This window comes from Campylobacter concisus (assembly GCF_902460675.1).
Lineage (GTDB): Bacteria > Campylobacterota > Campylobacteria > Campylobacterales > Campylobacteraceae > Campylobacter_A > Campylobacter_A concisus_AJ.
In genome coordinates this window covers 699,683-723,872 of record NZ_CABPUQ010000001.1, presented here as the reverse complement: position 1 = coordinate 723,872, position 24,190 = coordinate 699,683, and the positions used below count along the sequence as shown (strand labels likewise).

At 39.7% G+C, this 24,190-nt stretch carries 24 protein-coding genes and 1 pseudogene; 16 read left to right on the top strand and 9 right to left on the bottom strand.

Features of this window, described 5'->3' with window-relative positions; genetic code table 11:
* Both F3G88_RS03540 and F3G88_RS10220 read left to right on the top strand, forming a co-directional pair.
* On the top strand, positions 1-1,065 hold the full coding sequence (locus tag F3G88_RS03540) for a tyrosine-type recombinase/integrase (protein ID WP_149715365.1): 1,065 nt from the start codon (positions 1-3) through the stop codon (positions 1,063-1,065).
* 21 nt (positions 1,066-1,086) lie between these two features.
* Positions 1,087-1,572 carry a TM2 domain-containing protein gene (locus F3G88_RS10220; protein ID WP_188117458.1) on the top strand — a complete coding sequence of 162 codons (486 nt, stop codon included), beginning with the start codon at positions 1,087-1,089 and terminating at the stop codon, positions 1,570-1,572.
* A gap of 208 nt (positions 1,573-1,780) precedes the next feature.
* Here the strand turns inward: F3G88_RS10220 and F3G88_RS03530 are convergent, their stop codons facing one another.
* From F3G88_RS03530 to F3G88_RS03500, 7 genes are all read right to left on the bottom strand, one after another.
* A complete protein-coding gene (locus tag F3G88_RS03530) occupies positions 1,781-2,227 on the bottom strand; it encodes an SEL1-like repeat protein (protein ID WP_149715364.1) in 447 nt (148 codons plus the stop codon).
* Positions 2,224-3,648, bottom strand: a complete 1,425-nt coding sequence (locus tag F3G88_RS03525; protein WP_149715363.1) for a Mur ligase family protein — start codon at positions 3,646-3,648, stop codon at positions 2,224-2,226. Before F3G88_RS03525 ends, F3G88_RS03530 begins: the two co-directional genes overlap by 4 nt.
* Positions 3,645-4,430 (bottom strand): EstV family lipase, encoded by a 786-nt coding sequence (gene estV / locus F3G88_RS03520; protein ID WP_149715362.1) that lies wholly within the window; start codon positions 4,428-4,430, stop codon positions 3,645-3,647. The genes F3G88_RS03525 and estV overlap by 4 nt, the downstream gene beginning before the upstream one ends.
* Entirely contained in the window at positions 4,420-4,650 is a 231-nt protein-coding gene (locus F3G88_RS03515; RefSeq protein ID WP_002942153.1) for a type II toxin-antitoxin system Phd/YefM family antitoxin, read from the bottom strand. Before F3G88_RS03515 ends, estV begins: the two co-directional genes overlap by 11 nt.
* Before the next feature lie 64 nt (positions 4,651-4,714).
* A complete protein-coding gene (locus F3G88_RS03510) occupies positions 4,715-5,755 on the bottom strand; it encodes a D-alanine--D-alanine ligase (RefSeq protein ID WP_149715361.1) in 1,041 nt (346 codons plus the stop codon).
* A gap of 11 nt (positions 5,756-5,766) precedes the next feature.
* Positions 5,767-6,321: a Holliday junction branch migration protein RuvA gene (gene ruvA, locus F3G88_RS03505; protein WP_021087610.1), complete on the bottom strand. Its 555-nt coding sequence runs from the start codon at positions 6,319-6,321 to the stop codon at positions 5,767-5,769.
* Entirely contained in the window at positions 6,321-8,252 is a 1,932-nt protein-coding gene (locus F3G88_RS03500; protein WP_149715360.1) for a flagellar assembly protein A, read from the bottom strand. Before F3G88_RS03500 ends, ruvA begins: the two co-directional genes overlap by 1 nt.
* 122 nt (positions 8,253-8,374) lie before the next feature.
* Between F3G88_RS03500 and murJ the strand changes: the two genes are divergently transcribed.
* The 14 genes from murJ (at position 8,375) to F3G88_RS03430 (ending at position 23,054) form a co-directional block, all read left to right on the top strand.
* On the top strand, positions 8,375-9,775 hold the full coding sequence (gene murJ, locus F3G88_RS03495) for a murein biosynthesis integral membrane protein MurJ (RefSeq protein WP_149715359.1): 1,401 nt from the start codon (positions 8,375-8,377) through the stop codon (positions 9,773-9,775).
* Positions 9,762-11,156: a cysteine--tRNA ligase gene (gene cysS, locus F3G88_RS03490; RefSeq protein WP_149715358.1), complete on the top strand. Its 1,395-nt coding sequence runs from the start codon at positions 9,762-9,764 to the stop codon at positions 11,154-11,156. Before murJ ends, cysS begins: the two co-directional genes overlap by 14 nt.
* The gene (locus F3G88_RS03485) at positions 11,149-12,873 is read left to right on the top strand and encodes an ABC transporter ATP-binding protein (protein WP_149715357.1); all 1,725 of its coding nucleotides are present in this window, start codon (positions 11,149-11,151) and stop codon (positions 12,871-12,873) included. Before cysS ends, F3G88_RS03485 begins: the two co-directional genes overlap by 8 nt.
* 53 nt (positions 12,874-12,926) lie before the next feature.
* A complete protein-coding gene (locus F3G88_RS03480; RefSeq protein WP_103573945.1) occupies positions 12,927-14,000 on the top strand; it encodes a quinone-dependent dihydroorotate dehydrogenase in 1,074 nt (357 codons plus the stop codon).
* Positions 14,001-14,011: 11 nt separating this feature from the next.
* Positions 14,012-15,253, top strand: coding sequence for a M16 family metallopeptidase (locus tag F3G88_RS03475; protein WP_103573946.1), 1,242 nt, complete (start codon positions 14,012-14,014; stop codon positions 15,251-15,253).
* Positions 15,254-15,279: 26 nt separating this feature from the next.
* Positions 15,280-16,149 carry a 4-hydroxy-tetrahydrodipicolinate synthase gene (gene dapA / locus F3G88_RS03470; RefSeq protein WP_219809190.1) on the top strand — a complete coding sequence of 290 codons (870 nt, stop codon included), beginning with the start codon at positions 15,280-15,282 and terminating at the stop codon, positions 16,147-16,149.
* Complete coding sequence (locus F3G88_RS03465) at positions 16,149-16,937, top strand: enoyl-ACP reductase (protein ID WP_103573948.1); 789 nt, start codon at positions 16,149-16,151, stop codon at positions 16,935-16,937. The genes dapA and F3G88_RS03465 overlap by 1 nt, the downstream gene beginning before the upstream one ends.
* A gap of 31 nt (positions 16,938-16,968) precedes the next feature.
* Entirely contained in the window at positions 16,969-17,514 is a 546-nt protein-coding gene (pgsA, locus tag F3G88_RS03460; protein ID WP_103573952.1) for a CDP-diacylglycerol--glycerol-3-phosphate 3-phosphatidyltransferase, read from the top strand.
* Positions 17,515-17,516: 2 nt separating this feature from the next.
* On the top strand, positions 17,517-18,413 hold the full coding sequence (locus F3G88_RS03455) for a hypothetical protein (RefSeq protein ID WP_149715356.1): 897 nt from the start codon (positions 17,517-17,519) through the stop codon (positions 18,411-18,413).
* 76 nt (positions 18,414-18,489) lie between these two features.
* A complete protein-coding gene (gene rseP / locus F3G88_RS03450; protein WP_103573950.1) occupies positions 18,490-19,599 on the top strand; it encodes an RIP metalloprotease RseP in 1,110 nt (369 codons plus the stop codon).
* On the top strand, positions 19,596-20,234 hold the full coding sequence (locus tag F3G88_RS03445; protein WP_180999957.1) for a YggS family pyridoxal phosphate-dependent enzyme: 639 nt from the start codon (positions 19,596-19,598) through the stop codon (positions 20,232-20,234). The genes rseP and F3G88_RS03445 overlap by 4 nt, the downstream gene beginning before the upstream one ends.
* Before the next feature lie 110 nt (positions 20,235-20,344).
* Entirely contained in the window at positions 20,345-20,887 is a 543-nt protein-coding gene (locus F3G88_RS03440; protein ID WP_103573951.1) for a tetratricopeptide repeat protein, read from the top strand.
* Between the two features lie 113 nt (positions 20,888-21,000).
* Positions 21,001-22,104 carry a Cj0814 family flagellar-dependent secreted protein gene (locus F3G88_RS03435; RefSeq protein ID WP_223228723.1) on the top strand — a complete coding sequence of 368 codons (1,104 nt, stop codon included), beginning with the start codon at positions 21,001-21,003 and terminating at the stop codon, positions 22,102-22,104.
* A gap of 116 nt (positions 22,105-22,220) precedes the next feature.
* On the top strand, positions 22,221-23,054 hold the full coding sequence (locus F3G88_RS03430; RefSeq protein WP_149715355.1) for a Cj0814-related protein: 834 nt from the start codon (positions 22,221-22,223) through the stop codon (positions 23,052-23,054).
* Positions 23,055-23,135: 81 nt separating this feature from the next.
* Here F3G88_RS03430 and F3G88_RS03425 read toward each other — a convergent pair whose 3' ends face one another.
* A complete protein-coding gene (locus F3G88_RS03425; RefSeq protein ID WP_149715354.1) occupies positions 23,136-23,951 on the bottom strand; it encodes a Cj0814-related protein in 816 nt (271 codons plus the stop codon).
* An 11-nt stretch (positions 23,952-23,962) separates the two neighbouring features.
* Positions 23,963-24,190 (bottom strand): annotated as a pseudogene (locus F3G88_RS03420) (Cj0814 family flagellar-dependent secreted protein); the annotation flags it as partial.

Genomic DNA, 24,190 nt, shown 5'->3' with positions numbered 1-24,190 from the left:
ATGAAATTCCCACTTGACTGCAAAGATAGCTTTGATAGCTCATTTATATTTTGGCTAACTCGCTATGTCAAATTTAAACTTAGCTCGCTTTCAAACAAGGAGCTAAGAGACCCAAAGGCGCTTGCAAGTGTAAATTTCGCCCTAAGCCGTGAGATAAAAAACATAGAGCAGCTTGATGGCCTTGTAAAAAGCGCTAGAAATGCAGGACTAACTGGCATAAATACCTACTTTAATCCGCTTAAAAAGATATATGAGACGATGAAATTTTATGAGCTTAGCAGTCTAAAGCAGATCGATGAAGAGCTGCTAAGTGAAATATTAGCAAGTACTACTGGCGGACTAAGTGATGCGAGCAAGAAAAACTACAGAATTTCAGTGATAAATTTCTTTGCCTTTTTAGATAAACAAAACGAAGAGGACGGCAAGGCTCATGTTTTTGATATAAATTTAAAAAACTGGGGCGGCGTTAGTGGTAACAAAGGTCAAAAGCTACCTGAGTTTATGGGCGAGGAGGAGGTCAAGAAATTTCTTGAGGCGATCGAGGAGAGCGACTTTAAGCAAAACTCAAACCGCAACAAGCTCATCATCAAAACTATCATTTTTACTGGCATCCGTGTGAGCGAGGCGCTAAATTTAAAGAGAAAAGATATCACCGAAGATGGCGATCTTTTTATCATTAGAATTCGTGGTAAAGGCAACAAATACCGCATCGTAATGATAAAGCGCCACCTAATCGAAGCTCATCTAAACGCAATCGCCATAAACTACATCAACAAAGAGGGCTATCTTTTTATAAATAAAAAAGGCACAAGGCTCACGCAGGCTTATGTTAGCCGTATCGTGGAGCAAATTTTATTTAAAGCAGGTATCAGAAAAGAGAAAAATGGCGCTCACATGCTACGCCACACATTTGCAACGATGCTTTATAAAAAGCAAAAAGACCTTGTGCTAGTGCAAGAAGCCCTTGGACATGCAAGCTTAAATACCTCACGAATTTACACACACTTTGATAGTGACAAGCTAAAACTCGCCGCAAAAGTGGCTGAAGACTTGGCTGGCGAGTAAAATTTATAAAAAGGAGAGAAAATGAACGCAAGTTCTGTTATAGCAATGCTGCAAGATAAGCTGCCAAAAAATCATGCTCAGCTAAAAACATTAGAAGACAAGCTCAACTCTCTTGATGAAACAAAAATAAATGATCTGGTTTCAAAAATCCCACAGCTTAACTTAAAATCACCTACGATTGTCTTTTGGGTGGGTAGCTTCGTCTTTGGAGTGCTTGGCGTAAATCGCTTTATGATAGGACAAACTGCCCTTGGTCTAGCAAAACTTGCTCTTTTTATTTTATATATAGTTTTTATTTTCTTATTTTCTAAGGTAATAATTTCTGTAGACGAATGGATAACCCCTGAAGAAATGCTATATTTAATGGATTTGGCTAAAACATATTCTAAGATTATCAGCATTTTTGAAATTATTATAATCATCTGGTGGGTCATCGATCTTTTTATCACTGATAAGAGCGTAAGAAAGCAAAATTTAGAAAAGATATCAAAGGCGATAGACGAGTAAAATTTATCATGAAGAAAGTAGTAAAATTTTCGTGTTTATGCTTGTTTGACCAATCGTTAGAGCAAAGCTAAATTTGTGGTAGATGTTCGCAACGCAAAATAGCTTTGCTTCTAGCATTCAAGTAAATTTATCGATTAAATTTATTGCAAATAGATCAATTTCTATGCCACGAAAAAATTAGTTTAAATTTAATCTCACAAGCTTAAATTTACTTTTTAGCTGGCTCTTCGGCTTCGATAGTTTTATTTGCCTCTTGCTCTTTAAACTCTTCAAAAAGCTCGTCATACCTAGCTTTGGCGTTTTCATAGACACCAGAAGGCAGAGTGATGTTTAGATCGTCCTTTAAGCTTATGACGTCATCGCAGGCATTTTGATAGCCAAGGTCGCAGCTTTTCATAAAATAACTCACTCCAAGCTCGATATTTGAGTGCTTTTTTAGATCATTATCCATCTGCTCGTTTATCTCTTCATTTACAAACATATCACCCAAAGCCTCGCAAGAAAGCACGTCTTTTTGCTCACAACCTTCAAAAAAAATTTCATACGCAGTTGCGTAGTCTCCGGCATTTATCGCCTCGTTGCCCCTGTCGTAGTCGTCGATGTCAAAGCCAGAAGCTAAGCTTAAGATTAGAGCTAAAAAAACTATCTTTTTCATATAAAACTCGGTGCGTCGTTTGAAAATAGTATAAGATCGCCAGCGTGCGTGTTTTGGGCTAAAATTTCTTGCATTTTATTCTTGTCCTTTAGGATGATGATCTTTGGTTTTACGATGTGTTTTAGCAAGACTTCGGCGTTTAGCGAGCTTGTGATGATAACAAGGTCAAAAATTTCATTTATCACCTTGGCCAAATTTGCATTTTGCTCTGCATCGCTCTCGACGATACCAGGCGTTAGCAGCACTTTTCTACCAGCGTAGGTGCTTACAAGCTCGTAGCTTGCGCTCATGCCTGAGAAATTTCCATTAAAGCTATCATCGATTATCAGCTTGCCACCAGCCTCGATCTTGCTTAGGCGGTGCTCGACGTTTTTCATCTTAGATAGCGCACTATTTATCGCCTCATCGCTCATTTTTAGGTATCTTGCCACCTTGATGCAAACGGCTAAATTTGTAGCGTTAAATTTGCCAAGTAGTGGCGAAGCGTAGTTTTTGCCATCAAGCGTAAATGAAATTCCATCTAAATTTGCATTTATATCTTTTAGGCTCTCATCGTAAATTTCTATATTTTTGCTTGGCTCTTTATTTGTCGAGCTATGCAAAAATGCCATTTGCAAGCGAGCGCTTTGCAACGCCTCGAGCTTTGTCGCGCGGATATTATCAAGCGTTTTAAAGTACTCGATGTGTTGCGCGCCGATCTCGCCTACGATGACTATTTGTGGATTTAGAAATTTAGTGATCTCTAGGATGTCGCCCTTTAGCCTAGCGCCTGCTTCAGCGATGTAAATTTGCGTTTGCTCGCTTAAGTTTTCATTGATATCTTTGATGATGCCAGCCATCGTATTGACGCTGCGTGGCGTTTTGTAGCAGACAAAGCTATCTTTTAAAATTTCAAATAAGAAATTTTTGATACTTGTTTTACCATAGCTTGCGGTGATTAAAATAATCTTTAGCTCTTTGTTTGTGCCAAGTTTTTTAAGTGCCCTGTTTTTAAAGCCTTGAAATTTGATCTTTTCTAAAATTTCACTAAAAAATAGGCTCACGACCAAGACAAAAAGTGGCATAGGAGCTAAAAACGCCTTGTGAATGATGAAATTTAAAGCGTAGTTTAAGATGATAGCGCAAGCAAGGATCACAAAAAAGTGCTTTATCCTAGCGGTAAAGACTAGCTTTTTATCAAGTTTTTTATGCCACAGATAAAGAGCTGGCAAAAGCGCAAAGTAAAAGTAGATAAAAAACCACTTGCCAGTCGTGTAAAATAGCACCAAAGGCACGATAAAGAAAAATACGTGCCAAGCGGGCTTTGTGAAGTGAAAGAGCACACGCTCGGGCTTATATGAAAACCACTGAAAGCAAGTGATCACATAAAAAGCAAGCGCAAAGATAAATAAAACTGTGCTTAGACTTAAAAATATACTCATCTTATCTCCTCGATCCCGCTCTCATCGTCATCTAGCACGACATTTTTTGCCTCATCTGGCTCAAAATTTATCCCTTTTTCTATCTCGTCGCTTATAAATTTAGCGTGGAGCAAAAAGAAAAAGTGATCGCCGCTAAGCGGAAAAAATGAGCTATTTTTGATAAGTCTATCTATGCTCTCGCCGCTTGTTACAGGCGTTGCCTTGTCATTTTCACCCCAAAATATAAAAGCCCTGCCGCTAAAGTCAGCAAAATGCTTTGTAAAATCCTCATCAACGACATTTTTTAGGGTTTCATACATCACTCTGCTCATGCCGCTCACATCTTTTGTGGCAAAGAGTTTATAAAATTTACCAAAGCCAAATATCTTTAAAATTTTAAATATCGCTATCTTTGCTCGCACGATAAATGGCTTTTTGACGACTATGCCAGCTGAGCTTAAAAGCACTAGGTATGGTGGTTTTAGAAGTGTTGCGACCTTACCGCCAAAGCTATGTCCTGCGATGATGTCTGGTTTTATTTGTAGCTCATCACAGAAATTTGCAACGATCTTTGCGTAGTCACTTGTTTTTAATGGCTTAAAAATGGAGCTTTTACCAAAGCCTGGCATATCGATATAGACGTGACAAAAGTCATTTAGATAGTGCCCAAAAGCCTTTTTCATTATCTCTTTGTTTGCGCCCCAGCCGTGCAAGAAAAGCACTACTTTTTTGCATTTTGGATTTACTACTTCGTAGCTGATCTCGTACTCGTCTGAGCCGTATTTTACTGCCCTACTCGCCATCGTTTTCTCTCTTTTTAGCAGCGTAAATGCTCTCAAGCACGCTTACAGCCTCGCAAAGGCGCTCATACTCCTCCATATTTAAAAGGACTGCTTCAAATTTATTGTTTTTAACGATGACAGCGCGCTTTAGCTCGCTAGCTCCCACACGAGAAAGGACTGAGCTAAAATTTCTAACCACCTCGGTTGCTGTATAAATTTCATCTTTTGTAAAAGTTACCATTGTCGCTCTTTATGTAAAATTTTACGTAAAATATCACAAACTACTTTATATATCGCTAAATAGCCTAGAGCTTGCCGCTACCTTTTACCGAAGTGATCGAGTTTATAAATTTATAATCAATCTTTATATCACGCTCTTTTGGGAGTGAGTTTGCAAGGGCATTTAGCGTGCTCTCAAAGTCCTCAAATAGATAGTTTGCAAGGCTGCCTGGGTTTGGGTTGATCTCGTTTAGATAGACCTCGTCATCTATCACAAAAAAGTCGCATCTAATGATCGCTCCGTCAAATCCACAATCATAAATTTTAGAAAAGTTAAATTTAAGCTTTTGTTTTAGCTCTTCAGAAATTTCTGCCTCTTTTACCTTGTTTTCATTTGAAAAACTAAGATATTTTTGCTCGTAGTCAAGAAATTCTTTCTTTTTTGGCTCTTCGACGATAGAAAATTTGATCTTTCCATCGATCCTGCAGCCTGCAAGGTTATACTCTTTGACGCCTTTTATAAAGGGCTCTACTAAAACATCTTTGTCAAATTCAAACGCCACGTCTTTTGCGTAGGCAAGCTCACTATCATCATGCACGACGCTCACGCCGATGCTGCTGCCTAGCCTTGCTGGCTTTAATATAATAGGATAGTGAAATTTTGGCTCACTTTGACGAGTTAGCATCTCGTAATCAAGCGCCTTTACACCAGCCTTTTGCGCTAGAAATTTAGTAAGCTCTTTGTTGTAGCTAAGCGCGCTTGCTTCAAGCCTTGGACCTATGTATTTGACTCCGTAAAAGTCAAAAAGTGCCGCTATCTTGCCGTCTTCGCCGTCCATGCCGTGGATCAAATTTATAATGACATCGCATTCAACTTTGCTTGCGCCAAAAAGCGAGTGCACGTAAAAGCCACCCTTTGCCAAAGATAGCTTCTTTGAGTTTTTGTATTTGCCAGAGCTAAAGAAATTTGCCCTCATATCTTTTTGCTCGATCAAGTAAAAGTCCCTATTTGCATCGCAAAATATAAATTTTAGCTCCTGTTTTAGGACGTTTTTTAAAACTATTGCGCTTACTATGCTTATCTCATGCTCAAAACTCTTTGCTCCAAATATCACGCCTAAATTCATCTTTTTTATCCTTATCCTAGTTTTTTAAGTGCCTCTTTTATAAGATCGCTCGTGTTTTCACTCTTACAATCAGGCAAAATTTTCACTATCTTCTCACGCTTAAAGCCAAGCGCCTCAAGTGCCAAAAGCGCCTCATTTTGGTAGCTTGGTACGCTCTCGTCGCTTATAAGTTTAGCGTCGCTTAGCTCGGCTATTATGCGCCTAGCTGTCTTTGGTCCGATACCTGGCACGCTTTTAAAAGTGTCAGCGTCGCCGCTTATTATGGCGTTTGTAAATGCCTGTGAGCTAAGGCTTGAGCAAACCGCCATTGCTGTGCTAGCTCCGATGCCATTTAGCTTGATGAGCATCTCAAACATCTTTTGCTCGTTTGCGTCTAAAAAGCCGTAGAGTAAATTTGCGTCCTCTCTTATGATCTGCGTTATGGCAAGCTCGGCCTTTTCGCCTTTGCTAAGTTTTGCTGAGCAAAAAAGCGAGATGAAAATCCCATAACTTACGCCGCTATTTGTCTTAAGTATGGCAAATGCAGGCTCTTTTTTTGTAACGACGCCTTCGATTGCTTTTATCATCATTTAACCTTTTGTTCCATGAAATTTATATCCGCGTAGTCTTCAAGTTTGTTTGACTTTTTGATCTTGTATTCGACCTCGCCGCCGTTATCAAATTTATCTAGCGTGATGACGTGGGCGGTCTCATTTTGTTTTGAGATGTAGGTGACATTTTGCGGAGGATCGACGATGACAAACCTTATCTCATTTAGCTCGATCCAGTTGCCTCTGTTTATCACTTTGGCTGAGAATATGCCATTTTGCATGATCTCAAGCTCGTCTTTTAGATCAGATAAAAGCTCCTTTTTCTCTTTAAATATCCTAAGCAAGGTGTTATATTCATTAACTAGCCCTTGATACTCTTTTAGCTTTTTCATAAATGTAACTGGCGGTATCACCTTGGCCTTTGAGAGCTCTTCGATCTTGGCTTTTATCGTATATATCGAGTCTTTGTTCTCGTTTATGACGTTTTTCTTGCTCTCTATGTTTTTTAGAAGCGTAGCTAGCTCTGACTTGGTGCTCTCTATCTTGCTTAGCTGATCTTGCGTAGCCTCCGCACTCTCAGGCATCTTGCTAGCGTCAATGATAAATTTATTATCAGTGCCTCTTAGATATCTAACGTCTATTAGGTGTGAGGCTGTGATGGTGCAGTTTGAGCCAAGCGTGTCTATCTGGATGTTTTGAGCTGTTATCGAGCCGCCAACTACGCTATTAATTTTTACTCTTTTTGCTATGACAGTGCCACCTTCAAGCCTATCTATCTCGACGCTTTCAGCCTCGACTTTGCCGATGTGGATAGAAATTTTGGCGTGTTTGGCGTAAATTTTAGCCTTTTGGTGCGTTTGACCGCCTATGTTTACCTCGTTTGCCTTGACCATCGCATTTGCGCCGACGTTTCCCTTTACTTCGATCTCGTCAGCCTCTACGATGATGCCAGTGCCGATAGCATCTTTTATCGTGTCAGTCTCGCGAACCACCAAAGTGACATTTGTGTCGGTGCCTGCTTGGATAGAGCCAGTGGTTTTAAAATTTGCTTCATTTATCTCTATGCGCTCTTCTATGTCAAAAGAGCCGTTTTTCTCGACCACGTAGCCTGCTTTTTTAGCAATATATTTTATACTTTCATCATTTTCTACGCGCTCGATATTTTCGCTTATGCTTATCTCTTTTTCAGTATCCTCTTTTGGCTTTGGCACTTCTATAAGTTTGCCTCTTACGTCGCGTCCATTTGCGCCCTCGTGTGACTTTTTCTCCTCCATTATCACTTCATCTTTTGCCACGCCAAAGACAAAGCCCCTATCGGCGTAATCAACCTTATCTTCTTCTTTTATATCATCAAGCTTATCTTTGTAGTAGTAGATGATCTTTGCGTCGATCGCTTTTTTAGGGTTGATGCCTTGAGTTAAATTTAGCGTGTAGTCCTTGTCAAGCTCGCCTTTTACGTGGATTATCGAGGCTATTTGCTTTAGCTCCTCTTTTAGCTTGCCGATCCTTATGCCTATTAAAATTTGAGCCTTCATAAGCTGCTTTGCGATGTATTCATAAAGCTTATCTTCGTAGTGCTGCTCGTATTCGCACTCTTTGCTCGCTCTAACCTTTGCGATGACCTTTGTAATGGTTGAATTTACGCCTATATCGATCTTTGGTAGCTTTGGCGTGGCATTTAGCCTCACGTCAAAAAACTCCACGTCATAGACCTGCTCAATCTCTAGCGTCTCGTCAAGATAAAATGTGTTGTCATCAAAAAAGCTTAAATTTTCTTCAGGGACAAAAACTGGCTCGACGTTATCTTTATTTTTATAGTAAGTTAAGATATTTGAGAGTTTAAAATCTATAAATTCTACCGGCACGCTATATTGTTTGCTTAGCTCTTTAAGCGATAGATAAGGCGTTGAAGTTTGAATTTGCGTTGGCGGTAAAAATCTCTCGTTTTCTTGCACGTTCTCGCTCAAATTTGATCCATTTCACATAAAATTTTGGCTCTTATTATCTCTAAAACTTTATTAAATTTGGGTTATGTAAGCTTTAAAGCATCTTTTGTTACTATTGCGTTTTTAAATTTACTAGGTGGGCGATGTTTATAAAAGGCTTTTTTTCAAACTCAGTTGGCATCATGACTTCAAGGATTTTAGGGCTTATACGAGATCTTTTAACGGCTTCTATCCTTGGTGCTGGCATATTTAGCGACCTCTTTTTTATAGCATTTAAGATACCAAATTTATTTCGCCGTATCTTTGGTGAGGGTGCCTTTACGCAGGCGTTTTTGCCAAATTTTGCAAATAGCAAGAAAAAAGCGATCTTTCAGGCTGAAATTTTCATCAAATTTCTACTTTTTATAGGCGTTTTGACGCTTCTTGTAAATTTATTTACGCCCTACTTTATAAAGATCATCGCAAGCGGTTTAAGCGAGCAAAACATCACAGACGCAGTGCCACTTGTGCGCATAAATTTCTACTATCTAGCCCTTGTTTATATCGTCACTTTCATGGGTGCGCTGCTTCAGTACAAAGGGCACTTTGCAACGACTGCATTTTCTACTGCACTGCTAAATCTAGCCATGATCGCTTCGCTACTTTTGGCTCGTGGCAAGAGCGAAAGCGTGGTCGCACTTTATCTTAGCTTTGGCGTCGTTGCAGGCGGCATTTTGCAGGTTTTGGTGCATCTAATCGCTATGAAATTTAACGCCTTAAATAAAATTTTTTGGGGCGGTCTAAGCGGATATTTTAAGGGCAAAAGAGCGCAGAGCAAAGGCTTTTTTATAAATTTTTATCACGGCTTGCTTGGCTCAAGTGCGATGCAGATAAGCGCATTTATGGACACTTGGCTAGCTAGCTTTTTGGTAAGTGGCTCGATAAGCTATCTTTTTTATGCAAATAGAATTTTTCAGCTCCCACTTGCCATCTTTGCGATCGCACTCTCTCAGGCACTCTTTCCAAAGATCACTAGACTTTTGAAGCAAAAAGATGAGGCAAACGCCCTAGTTTGGACGAAAAAGAGCTTTTACCTGCTACTTTGCGCCTTGCTAGCAGCTACGATCACAGGCATTGTGCTAAGTGAGTTTATCATCTGGCTCTTGTTTGAGAGAGGGAATTTCGTAAGGGCAAATACTATTGAATGCGCCAAGGTGCTAAGTGCCTATTTAGTGGGGCTTACGCCATTTGGTCTAGCTAAAATTTTCTCACTTTGGCTCTATGCAAATATGAAGCAAAAAGAGGCAGCTAAAATTTCTATCATCTGCCTTGTGATAAATTTGATCCTAGCTGTCATTTTGATGCAGAAATTTGGAGCTGCTGGCCTTGCATTTGCAAGCTCGCTTGGGGGATTTTTACAGCTTATTTTATACATTAGAGCCTTTGGAGCTAAGCGATTTTTAGCTATAATCGAGCCTAAATTTATAGCCGCTATCGCACTTTTTGCGGTTTTGCTCTATTTTGGTTTAACATTTTTAAAGGATATATTTAATGCGAATTTTTGATACTTCTAAAAGAGAAAAGGTTGAGTTTAGCCCTATTAAAGATGGTGAAGTTAGTATCTATCTGTGCGGTCCAACGGTCTATGACGACGCGCATTTAGGGCATGCAAAGTCAGCCGTTAGCTTTGATCTTTTAAGAAGGGTCTTAAAAGCGCTTGGCTACAAGGTCAAATTTGCAAGAAACTACACCGACATCGACGATAAAATTTTAAACAAAATGGCGCAAACTGGTCAAAGCCTAGAGGAGATCACAAACAAATATATAGCGCACTACGAGAGCGACATGGGCGCTTTAAACGTGCTTGATCCAGACTTTAAGCCAAAGGCTACGCAGTGCTTGGAGGCGATCATTAGCTACATCAAGGTGCTTATGGATAGAGGTGTGGCGTATAAAACGTGCGATGGAATTTACTTCGATACGAGCAAGGATAGTGGCTATTTTAGCATCAGCGGTAAGGATAACAACACCGATCTAATCGCACGCGTAGTATGTTTTTGCGAGAAAAGAGATGAAAAAGACTTTGTGCTTTGGAAATTTGACGAGAAATGGTACGAGAGCCCATTTGGCAAGGGTCGCCCTGGCTGGCACACCGAGTGCGTAGCGATGATAAGGGAGTTTTTAAGCGATAAAGAGAACGAGGAATTTGAGATCGACATCCACGCTGGCGGCATCGACCTGCTCTTTCCACACCACGAAAATGAGGCAAGCCAGTGCAGATGTGCTTATCATAAGAATTTAAGCAAATACTGGATGCACAACGGCTTTATAAAGGTAAATAACGAAAAGATGAGCAAGAGCCTAAACAACAGCTTTTTCGTAAAGGACGCCCTAAAAAACGTTCATGGCGAAGTGCTTAGATATTACTTGCTTACGAGCCATTATAGGGCTCATTTTAACTATTCAGATGAAGATCTTGTGGCTTCAAAAAAGAGACTTGATAAAATTTACCGCCTCAAAAAAAGAGTTGATGGCGTGCAAGCAGGCATGGCAAATGAGAACTTTAAAAGTGAGCTACTTGAAGCGCTAAGTGATGATCTAAACGCTTCAAAAGCACTTGCAAGCGTCGATGAGTTTGTAAAAACAGCAAATGAAAGACTTGATAACAACCCAAAAGATAAAGCATATAAGGCCGAAGTGGTGGCAAATTTAGAGTTAATAGGTGAAATTTTAGGCATTGCTATCACAAACTATGTGGAGTATTTTCAGTTTGGCGTAACTGGCGAGCAAAAAGAGCAGATAAAGAGGCTTATTGATGAGCGCGCGGCAGCTAAAAAAGAGAGAAATTTCGCAAGGGCTGATGAGATAAGAGATGAGCTTTCTCGCCTAAATATCTCTATCATGGATACGCCAAATGGCGCAGTTTGGGAGAGAAATAATGAATAATTTTGGCTTAAAAGATGTGCTAAAGCGCTTTGGTCCTTACTTTAAAGACTACATCCCACACTTCATCTTTGCCATCATCGGCATGGGGCTTGCCAGTGGCGGAACGGCGGTAAGTGCCTATCTTGTGGAGCCTGTGCTAAATAAAATTTTCGTTGAGAAAAACGAAAAGCTACTTTACATCTTGCCTTGCGCCATCATCGCAATCTACGTGATAAAAAACATCGGAACCTTCATGCAGGCCTATTTTACGGCATATATCGGGCAAGATACGATTAGAAGATTTCGCGAAAAGATGGTTGCAAACCTTTTAAATTTAGATATGGATTTTTTTAATGAATTTAGAACTGGCGAGCTAATCAGCAGAACAACAAACGACATTGACCGTATAAGATCGATAGTCTCAAGCATGATCCCTGAACTTACGAGGGAATTTATAACTATCATCGGACTTCTTTGCGTCGTCATATATCAAAGTCCAAAGCTGGCGTTTTTTGCCCTTGTGGTCATGCCAGTGGCGATCTATCCGATCTCGCGCCTTGCTAAAAGGATGAAGAAAATTTCAAAGCAGTCGCAAGAAAAAACTTCAGACATCACCTCTGCGCTTAGTGAAATTTTTACAAATATTGAGATCATCAAGGCAAATAACGCCCAAAAATACGAGCATTCACGCTTTGTTGATGAAAATAACAAATTTTTCAAGTTAAATTTAAAAAGCGTCAAGATCGAGCAGCTAGTAAGCCCGCTAATGGAGACCATCGGCTCAATAGGCGTGGCAGCAGTAATCATCATAGGTGGTAAAGACGTCATCGACGGGCAGATAAACATGGGTGCATTTTTCTCGTTTTTAACAGCACTTTTCATGCTCTACACCCCGCTAAAACGCATCGTAAATATCTATAATAAGATGCAAGACGCCATCGCAGCAAGCGAGAGGACGTTTTTCTTGATGGATAAGGTGAGCCAGATAAAAGATGGCCAAAATAAGCTAAACGAAGAGATAAATTTGATCAAATTTAACGACGTCCGCCTAAGCTACGGCGACAAAGAGGTCTTAAAAGGGATAAATTTAGAGGCAAATAAGTCAGAATTTATAGCCCTTGTTGGCTCAAGTGGCGGCGGAAAAAGCTCACTTATGAATTTGCTTATGAGATTTTACGACGTAAATGGTGGAGAAATTTTGATAAACGGCACAAATTTAAAAGATATCAAAATTCACTCACTTCGCCAAAATATCGGACTTGTGACGCAGCGAGTTTATATCTTTAACGACACGATCGCTAAAAACGTGGCTTACGGCAGAGAATTTGACGAAGAGGCCGTTGTAAACGCTCTAAAAATGGCAAATGCCTATGAATTTGTGAGCAAACTTGATGATGGTATCCACTCTATCTTAAACGAATTTGGTACTAACCTTTCAGGCGGTCAAAGACAACGTATCGCCATAGCTAGGGCACTTTATCAAAACCCACAAATCCTCATCTTTGACGAGGCTACTTCAGCACTTGATAACGAGAGCGAAAAAGAGATCACAAAGGCGATAAATAATCTAAGAAGCAAAAAGATCATCTTTGTCATCGCCCACCGCCTTAGCACGGTCGAGAGTGCCGATAAGATCGCAGTTTTAAGTGATGGCAAGATCATTGATAGTGGAAGCGACGAGGAGCTTAGCAAAAGAAATGAAATTTATGCAAAACTTAAGGGCAAAGCCTTAGTTTAAGGCGATTTTTGCTAAGATTTGCGTAAATTTTTAGGCATTTTAAAGAGGTTAAAATGAGCTTAAACTACGATACTTTAAAATCTATATTTTTCAAATTTGATCCTGAAACTGCCCACAAGATCGCTGAAGTAGCGATGGTTGGGGCAAATAAAATCTTCCCTGGCTCGCTAAGCTTTTTAGCGCACAAATGCGTGGTCGATGACAATGCGCTAAAACAAAATTTATTCTCAAGCACCTACCACAACCCAGTTGGCATAGCTGGCGGCTTTGATAAAAACGCCACGATGTTTGAGGCGCTAACGGCTCTTGGATTTGGGCATTTAGAATTTGGCACATTTACGCCAAAACCACAACCTGGCAACGCAAAACCTAGGCTTTTTAGGCTCATAGACGAAGAGAGCATTCAAAATGCGATGGGCTTTAACAATGAAGGTTGCGAGGCTATCAAAAATAGAGTAAAAAAGATCTATCCTTTTACCATACCAGTTTGGGCAAACATCGGTAAAAACAAGGTTACACCAAACGAAGATGCGATAAAAGACTATGAAATTTTAGTAAGAGAATTTAGCGAAATTTGCGATACATTTGTCATAAACGTTTCATCGCCAAACACGCCAAATTTAAGAGCACTTCAAGATGAAAGCTTCATAAAAGAGCTTTTTAGCGTCATTTTGCCACTTACTAAAAAGCCGATCATCTTTAAAATCGCTCCCGATATGAGCCACGAAGATGCGATCAAGCTTTGTAGCTGTGCAGTAGAAAACGGCGCTAGTGGCGTACTTGTTTCAAATACAAGCGTTGATTATTCGCTCTCTCACTCGTCAAATTTAAAGGATTTTGGCGGACTAAGCGGCAAGGTGATCGCTCAAAAGTCAAAAGAGATATTTAAAGCCGTGGCTGACGAGCTTTATGGCAAGACGACACTTATCGCATGTGGCGGCATAGATAGCGGTGCAGACGCCTATGATCGCATAAAAATGGGGGCAAATTTGGTCCAAATTTTTACAAGCTTTATCTTCAAAGGGCCGATGATCGCAAGAGATATAAATTTAGAAATTTTAGAGCTTTTAAAAAGAGATGGCTTTGCTTCTATCAGCGAAGCAGTCGGCGCAAACGTTAAAAAATAGAGGGCAAGAGATTGATAAAATTTAATAAATTTAAACTAGACAACGGACTTGAAATTTATCACGTGCCAGTAAATCCTGGCTCAAAAGTGATAAGCGTCGATGTTTTTTATAAAGTTGGCTCCAGAAACGAAGTGATGGGCAAAAGCGGCATCGCTCACATGCTAGAGCATCTAAATTTCAAATCAACCAAAAATTTACGTGCAGGCGAGTTTGATGAGATAGTAAAAGGCTTTGGCGGTGTAAATAACGCAAGCACGGGCTTTGACTACACTCACTACTTCATAAAAGCCTCAAATGAAAATTTAGACAAAACGCTAGGTCTTTTTGCCGAGCTTATGAAAAATTTAAGCCTAAAAGATAAAGAATTTCAGCCAGAGCGCGAGGTGGTGCACGAGGAGCGCAGGTGGCGAACAGACAACAACCCTATGGGATACCTCTACTTTAGGCTCTATAACCATGCATTTATCTATCACCCATACCACTGGACGCCAATAGGCTTCATAAAAGATATCGAAAGCTGGAAGATCGCTGATATAAAAGAATTTCACGCTACGTATTATCAGCCAAAAAACGCCATTTTAATGATAAGTGGCGACATCAGCAAAGACGAGGCATTTAAGCTGGCTAAGAAAAACTTTGGTGGCATAAAAAACAAAAGAGCCATACCAAGACTGCACTGCAAAGAGCCTGAGCAAGACGGCGCAAGAAGGGCTATCATCTACAAAGATAGCCAAACGCAAATGCTAGCTATCGCTTATAAAATTCCAGACTTTAGGCATGCTGATCAAGTGGGACTAAATGCGATAAGCGAATATTTAGCCACTGGTAAAAGCTCTATTTTACAGCAACGCCTTGTCGATGAGCTCATGCTTGTAAATCAATTTTATGCTTACAATATGAGCTGCGTTGATGAAAATTTATTTATATTTTTAGCAGTTTGCAACCCAGATGTCGAGGCGAGCGTAGTTGAAACCGAAATTTTAAAGATCATAGATGATCTAAAGAAAAAGCCAATCGACAAAGAGGACGTTTTAAGAGTTAAAAATTTGATAAAAACGGACTTTATCTACTCATTTGAGAGCGCAAGCAAGGTGGCGAATTTATACGGCTCATACCTTGCAAGAGGCGATATAAAGCCACTTTATGAGCTTGAAAAAAACATAGATAAGATAGATGCTAAGCTTTTAAAAGAGATAGCAAATAGATATTTCAATGAAAAAACTAGCACGACAATAATCTTAAAAAAGGAATAGACGTGAAAAATTCGCTTCAAGGTGCGATGACAGCACTAGTTACGCCATTTAAAAATCAAAAAATAGACGAAGTCAGTTTTGAAAAACTGATAAAAAGACAGATAAAAAACGGCATAGACGTCGTTGTGCCAGTTGGAACAACTGGTGAGAGCGCGACTCTAACGCATGATGAGCATAGAATTTGCATCGAGATCGCAGTAGATGCATGTAAAGGCACAAATGTCAAGGTGCTAGCTGGAGCTGGTAGCAACGCCACTCATGAGGCCATAGGTATCGCTAAATTTGCCCAAGCTCACGGTGCTCACGGCATCCTATCAGTCGCTCCTTACTACAACAAACCAACGCAAGAAGGGCTTTACGAGCACTACAAGGCTATCGCAAATAGTATAGAAATTCCAGTACTTCTTTACAACGTCCCAGGCAGAGTTGGCGTAGATATCTTGCCAGCGACCGTTTTTAGACTTTTTAAAGATTGTAAAAATATTTTTGGCATCAAAGAAGCAACAGGCAGTATCGATAGATGTGTCGACCTGCTAGCTCACGAGCCTGATTTAGTAGTCATCAGCGGCGAAGATGCGATAAACTACCCTATCCTATCATACGGCGGAAAGGGCGTCATCTCAGTCACTGCAAACCTCTTACCAGATCAAATTTCACAGCTTACGCACCTTGCGATGAACGAAGAGTATAAAAAAGCAAAACTGATAAATGACAACCTCTACACGATCAACAAAACGCTCTTTTGCGAAAGCAACCCGATACCGATCAAAGCGGCGATGTATCTAGCAGGACTGATCGACACTTTGGAGTACCGCTTGCCACTTTGCAAACCGAGCAAAGAAAATTTCAAAAAGATCGAAGAAGTTATTAAAAATTACGAAATAAAGGGATTTTAATGAAGGACACACTAAACGAATTTAAAGGTAAAACGCTAGTCATCAGCGGCGGCACTAGAGGCATCGGCAGAGCCATAGTCGAAGAATTTGCAAAAGCTGGCGTAAATATAGCATTTACCTATAACTCAAACGAAGAGCTTGCCAAAGAGCAGGCAAAAGAGCTTGAGGCTATTTACAAGATAAAAGCTAGAGCCTACGCGCTAAACATCCTTGAGCCAGAGACCTATAAGGAGCTATTTTTAAAGATAGATGAGGACTTTGACAGGGTTGATTTTTTCATCTCAAATGCCATCATCTCAGGCCGCGCAGTAGCTGGCGGATACACTAAATTTATGAAGCTAAAACCAAGAGGTATAAATAATATCTTCACAGCAACCGTAAACGCCTTTGTCGTGGGTGCACAAGAGGCTGCAAAACGTATGGAAAAAGTGGATGGCGGTAGCATAATCAGCCTAAGCTCAACTGGAAATTTAGTCTATATCGAAAACTACGCAGGTCACGGCACAGCAAAAGCGGCCGTTGAGGCGATGGCAAGATACGCTGCTACCGAGCTTGGCGAGAAAAACATCCGTGTCAATGTCGTAAGTGGTGGCCCTATCGAGACAGACGCACTAAGAGCCTTTACAAACTACGAAGAGGTGCGCGATATGACGGCAAAGCTTAGCCCGCTAAACCGCATGGGACAGCCAACCGATCTAGCAGGAGCGTGTCTATTTTTATGCTCGTCTAAGGCTAGCTGGGTGACTGGGCATACATTTGTGATAGATGGTGGCACGACTTTTAAATGAGAGTGAAATTTCTAGACATAAAGGCATATTTGTGAGCTTAAATTTACCAAATGCGTTGGCATTTTTTAGGATATTGCTAGCTCCGCTTATGTTTTTTATGCTCGTAAATGCACCAGAAATTTTTACACAAATTCATATAAGCTGGATAAACTACTTCGCAGCCCTCATCTTTGTGATTGCCTCGGTGACTGACTTTTTTGACGGATATATCGCTAGAAGCTGGGATCAAAAGACCAAGCTTGGCGCTATCCTTGACCCACTAGCTGATAAGATGCTGATACTGGCGGCATTTTTAGGCCTTATGATGCTTGGCAGAGCGAGCGCTTGGGCTGTTTATCTTATCTTGGTAAGAGAGTTTTTTATAACTGGCTTTCGTGTCGTGATGGCAAGTGACGGCGTAGAGGTCGCGGCTTCGATGGCTGGCAAGGTAAAAACAGTCTCGCAGATGTTTGCGGTTGGATTTTTACTGATGAGCTGGCCTGGTGGCGAGCTTTTGCTCTGGATCGCTGTTGCGCTCACGCTTTATTCTGGGTTTGAGTACATTTTTGCCTATGTAAAAGCGATGAAAAAGAGTTAAATTTGAGCTGTGACCTGCAAGAGATTATTCTAAAACGCACTGCAAATTTAGAGCCAGCACTGCAAAAACAAGCCAAAAAACTAAATCAAAAGATCATCAATACATCTTTTTATCATAATGCCAAAAATTTAGAAAAGATCGGCGCTGTGATCAGTCCTGAGCTAAATGAGTTTTTACTAAGCTGCGCTTTAGAATACGACAAAACCCATGCAGATAAATTTGATACATTTGATAACGACGTAGAGACTTTGCGTGGCATTTGGAGTGCTATGAGCTTTTCAAAAAGCCCTGAAATTTTAGACTATCTAAGCATGCAAGCTACTCGCTCGGTATCGCAGCGCTCCTTTGCGCACAGATACATCTTTGAAATTTTACGCTTGCAAGAGAAGGCCGGCCGCACACATCCGCTACTTGCCAAGCTTTATGACTATTATGATGGCTTGCAAGCAAAACTACCTATATATGAGCTTTTACGCAATATAGGCGTGAGCCCTGCTGATCCTTATGATTTTGATATCTCGCTAAATGCTGTAAATTTTGGCTACTGGTTTAGTAATCAAGGCTTAAGCGATGAGGAGCTAGCTGGTAAATTTCACTTAGAAATTCGCCTTTTTGCCCCTTTTATAAATGACCACACATTTGAGATAGAGCTTAGAAACGACGCTGTGCCAAGGGCTAGAATAAATTTTAACGATGAGGGCATGAGCTTTTTGCAAGAGCTGCCAAAAGATATTTTGCCCTGCCCTGATATTTTAAATTTAAAGCCATTTATAGATCAATTAAAGTCACGTTTTAATGTGAAATTTGACCTAGACGATAAAGATAAAACTTATTTTAGCGTCAGCAAAGGGCTAAATAGAGCCAAAATACTCTCTTGGCTAAAGGAAATTTTCGCCTAAATGGCAAGCCAAATTTGAGAGTAAATTTATAAACTTTGGCTAAAATCTCAACAATTTTTTCAAAAAAAGGTAAGTTTTGAAAGGCATTCTCTTCACGCTGGCTCTGCTTTGCCTTGGGCTTTATGCGTATTCGTTTTATTTTTTAGTGACCGTTTTAGCCATTAGTTTTCTCATATTTTTTCACGAGCTTGGCCACTTTTTAGCAGCAAAAATGCTCGGCGTCAAAGTAAATACCTTTAGTATCGGCTTTGGCGAGAAAATTTACACCAAAAACGTTGGCGGCACCGACTACTGCCTAAGCGCGATCCCGCTTGGCGGATACGTGCAGCTAAAAGGGCAAGACGACACCAACCCAAAAGCCAAAAACTACGACGCGGACAGCTACAACGTGCTAAGTCCGATAAAGCGGATATACATCCTATTTGCAGGGCCATTTTTTAACTTTATCTTGGCATTTTTCATATACATTTTGCTTGGATTTATCGGCGTTGAAAAACGTGCGCCAATAGTTGGATATATAGTTGAAGGTTCAGCAGCCGCGAGCGCTGGCATAGCAATAAACGATAAAATTTTAGAGATAAATGGCGTAAAAATAACCGAGTGGGACGAGATCAGCAAAAACGTAAAGCTTGAGCCAAGCACCATTTTGATAGATAGAAACGACTCAATTTTAAGCATAAATTTAACACCAAAGATAGGCAAGACGATAAATTTATTTAATGAAAAGATCGAGCGCCCATTGATCGGCATCTCTCCAAATGGCGAAGTGGTGAAAATTTATCACACAGGCCTTAATAGCCTTAAATTTGCCTTTGGCGAGACGATCGAGGCTTCAAAACTCATCTTTAAAAGCTTTGAAAAGCTAGTCGTTGGAGCTGTGCCACTAAAAGAGGTGGGAGGCATCGTGCAGATCGCCGATGTCACATCAAAGGCTGCTAAGATCAGCCTTAGCGTGTTTTTAACCATCGTAGCGCTCATCTCTGTAAATTTAGGCGTGCTAAACCTTTTTCCGATCCCAGCGCTTGATGGTGGGCATATTTTATTTAACATTTATGAACTAATTTTTAGACGCGAGGTAAATGAGTGGGTGCTTGTCGTACTCACCTACTGCGGCTGGGCGCTACTGCTTGGCATCATGGTGCTTGCGACCTTCAACGACATTATGAGATTAAGCGGAGGTTTATGATGATAGTTTTAAAAGAGCTGCTTGAAAAGATAGAAAATTTAAGCAAAGACGTGACGCTAATAGCCGTTAGCAAAAATGTGACATGCAATGAAGTAAGGGAGCTTTACGCACAAGGGCAAAGAAATTTTGGCGAAAACAGAGTCCAAGAGCTAGCCAAAAAAGAGCTTGAACTACAAAATTTTACTGACATCAAATGGCACATGATCGGCCGTTTGCAAAACAATAAAATCAATCAAATGATAAGTCTAAAGCCAGTGCTTTGGCAAAGCTGCGATAGCTTTGAAAGAGCCGTAGAGGTTGATAAAAGACTTAGCTACAAGCTAGATACGCTACTTCAGATAAACTCGGCCGATGAAGATACAAAGCAAGGTGTGAGCGTGGCAAATGCGGCTGAAATTTATGAGCGTATCCAAAGCGAGTGCAAAAATATAAATTTAAAAGGCGTGATGAGCATCGGAGCGCATGTGGATGAGTCAAAAGAGGTGCAAAAGAGCTTTGAGCTAACTTATAAAATTTACGAGAGCCTAAAGCCAAAAGGCGCAAGCATCTGCTCGATGGGCATGAGTAGCGACTTCGAGCTAGCGATAAAATGTGGCTCAAATATGATCCGCCTTGGGACAATGCTCTATCTATAAATTTGTCCCTTTTGGGGCAAATTTACCTTTCTGCTCCTTTTTAAATTTTAATCTAAGTTATATGATTTTATAATGCAGTTAAATAAATTTTTAACGATAAAGGAGTAAATGTGTTTAAAAATTTAATTCTAACGGCTGTTGCGATCTTGTTCATCTCAGGTTGTGGTAGAGCTGAAAAGATAGCTAGGATCGAGCAAAAATGCGCAAATAATGAAGCTGTTTGGTGTTTAAAGCTTGGCAAAACATATGCTAGAAGAGACATCAACAAAGGTGTCATGTACTATCAAAAAGCTTGTGATCTAGGCGATAAAAGAGGCTGTTACAGACTTGCAGTTTTACTAAACTCAAAATCAATCAACTCAAAAAAAGATAATGAAACGATCGTAAAATCACTAACCAAATCATGCGATCTTGGCACGCCAAAAGCTTGCTTTGAACTTGGCGAATACTACGAAGATGACCCAAAAATGCAAGGCAAAGCAAATGAGCTATTTGCAAAATCATGCGAGCAAAGATTTGGTCTTGCTTGCTACAAACTAGCTGACTTTTACGGCGAAAAAAACGATGCAGCCACTCAAAAAAGCTACTTAGAGCTAGCGTGCAAATACCGCTATAAAGTAGCTTGCGAAGAAGTAGGTGACGATAAAAAATAAATAACATTTTTTGTGCTGGGGGGGGGAGCACACATCTCCCCCCACACTCTTTTAATATAAAACCGCTGGAACACCTTTTGCTTTAAACATAAAAGAAGCCAGGAGGTCAAGCCATGAATGATATTAGCATCTTAAGCACCAATATAAATTCATACACCAAGCAACAGCACAAACAAGACAGGTCTGCAAATTTTAGTGATATCTTTAACAAAAAGACTAAAGAAGAGAGTAGTAAGCCAAGCCAAGAGCCTGCTAAATTTACTTATATCTCTTCTTCACAAAATAGCCTCACCTCTTTAAATTTTAATGATCTTCAAGCTTATGGCTACACAGTGGATAAAGCAGGCTTTATGGGAGCTGACTTTAACAAAGCAGCGGGCTTGCCACAGGACTTTAAAATCCATAAAAGCACGCTTGATGAGCTTAGTCGATTTGCCGAGCGCAACCATGTGCTAAACCACATCAAGAGCAAAGACGAGCAGATAAAGATCTTTGATAACATCGATATGGCCGACACTATCAAGCACTACTACAGACTATTTGATCAAATGACGTCTAGCGCTTTAGGTGATGATAAAAAGAGCTACACCCTTGCAGATATAGGCAAACTACCAAAAGGTTACAGCACAAAAGGCACTAGCTACGATGCCAAAGGACATTTGCTAAAAGATCTATCAAGCTCCACTATCTCAAACATCTACTCTAGCATAGATGAGCTAAATAGTGCCAAAACTCTTAGCAAAGGGCTTTCAAGTGCAGGCGTTAGGCTCATAGTAAAAGAGGTTGATTTTACGATGAGCGAGGCAGGTGATGAGTTTAGCTTTAACCCTGATATCTCTTTTTATAAGTCAGATGAAGGTTACAGCAAAGAGGCTCTTTTCATGGGATTTTTACGTAGTTCTGGACCGCTACCCAGCGATAGTGCAAAGACTAAGCTTAGCAGTGCTGCACTAAATAATATATCAAGCACTGGAGAGCATAAAGAGTATTTTGTGGATTTTGAAAAGGTGGGCAAGGATAGTGAGAGCATAAAAGCACTCATAAAAGAGAGGCTTAAAGAGCTAACCCTTTTGATGTATGCAAGATCAAAGAACATTAGCACAGAAAGTATTGCCTCAAACAAATATGAGAAATTTAAACCAACTAGTGAGGATATAAATTCTCTAGCAAATTCTTGGAGTGAGAGGATAAGCTCTATTAGTAAGAGTTTTGTGTAGAGATAAGTCACATATAAACTAAATTGTTGAAAGGTCGATTTACAAACTAAGAAATTTTCACTCAAACAAATTTTTAAAAATAGTTGAGTAGTTTAAAACTTACTAAGGATAGTAAAATGCAAATTTCTAGCTCGCCATATCCTTATCTATCTAGAGAGCACATAGCTAGCGAGATGGGGTTTAAATTTAATGATATAAACGAAATACTTAGTAACGATATGGGATATGGTATGAGCTTTCCTAAATACGCAAGGCTTGATAGAAAAGCTCAAGCTGCGGCTTATGATAGGCACATATATCCGCTATCTGGCTTTACAAAAGGTGATGAAGCAAAAGTCACTATCATAGGAAAGCTTAGAGGCTATGATCCTGATTTTACAAGCGAGCAGTTATCAGATCTTAAAAATTTCATAAATGAAAGCAAAGGTTTATTTGTAGAATACATACAAGGTCAGCAAGCAAAACCAGACAATGATAAGCCAAAAATTTTAAGAGATACTCCATACACTGTAAATGAATTTTTAAATGAGTATCGTGGCGATCGCCAACTGCTATTTATGCAAAACTCAAGGACTGTTGATCTGCTTGATAGCGATATGAGCGTTGATGAGTTTAAAGAGGAGTGGGCTAAATATGCACTAAAAGAGCGGTTTGATCTAACTTTATCTGGCGAAGATGCTAAAAATGCTGTCAATATACTAAAAGAGATGAATGAAAAGGGTATTCAAGATATAGAGAGCGTTGAAGAAGACGACGACACCAAAGAGAAAAAATTTACTCCTATCCAGGCTGAAAGTAAAAACACTGAAACTTATGATATCACTAAGGATGAGAAATTTTCGTTTTTACTTAAGCTTCAAGAACTTGAGAGAGAACGAGGTATCGATGTGCTTCGTATCATGCAAAAGCTTGAAGAAAATGGTAAAAAGGTTGTCGATAAAAAGGTTTAAATTTATCTTTGTATTTAGCGCAAGTCGCTACTAAGTCATCCCATAACAAGATAGAGGATGATCCTCGTTCTGCTTTACCTATCAAGCCATCTTATTTAAAATTTGCTTCTTATCTATCTTTTGCATAAGCTCTAAGACATCTATGCCTCTTTTTTCTTTGAAATTTAAAAGCTCTCTTGCAAAGAGAAATTTCTGATCCTTGTTTATATCATAGGTCTCATACTTCTTTTTAACCTGCATAGGTTTAAATTTCTTCTCAGCCTGCTCTTTAGCAAAATTTGCATTGTATTCTTGTTCTTCTTTGATTATCTGCTTTCTTTGCTCTTCGACATCTTTTGTAGCTTTCTCTCTTGCTTTGGCAAATAATGTTTTAAATTCATCTATGCTTAGGTCGGTTCTATCTAAAAGACTAAGCGACTCCTTGTTATTATTTGGATAAAGAGACGACATAGTTTCCATAAAAGCATCAAGTTCATCTTCTTCTTCTTTTGTGCCAAGACCTATTAGTTTGCCCATCATGGTTGGTTTGCCGTCTATAGAGTTTGTAAGCAACCAGTCCATGTAATCTTGGAGTTCGCGAACTCTAAATTCTTCCATATTTTCTGGTTCTCTTTTTGCTGATAAAGCTCGTCTTTCTTGAATGGTGTAATCAGACAGCATATTATCAATTCGATTTATAGTATCTGCTATCCAGCCCTCTTTGCTTTTGTCTATATCTATAAATTCTTTTATAGTTTCGCTCCAGGGTTTAAAAAGATTCTTTGAGTAATCAAATTTTTCTTCGGTAGCGTTTTTGTCTTGCTTGCCTTCTTTGGCTACATTTTCTATTGCATTTTCTTTTTTGATAGTATTATCTTGTATTGGTGTATTGCTAAGTCCGTTTATGCTAGTTATCATTTCACTCCCCCCTACGCCTTTATATCAACATCTTTTTTTATACCAAGCATATCTACTAGATATTTTCCTGCTGGGTTTTCATTTAGCTCTTTTACTAAATTTAAAGGTGGCATGCTAAATTTTAAAAAGCTATCCATAAAGTCCTTGCTCTTTTTGCCATCTTTGTCTATCTCACCAAAGAGTAGCTTTAGCATTTTTAGATTATGCTCCATCATCTTTTTAAATGAGAGTTCGTCTTC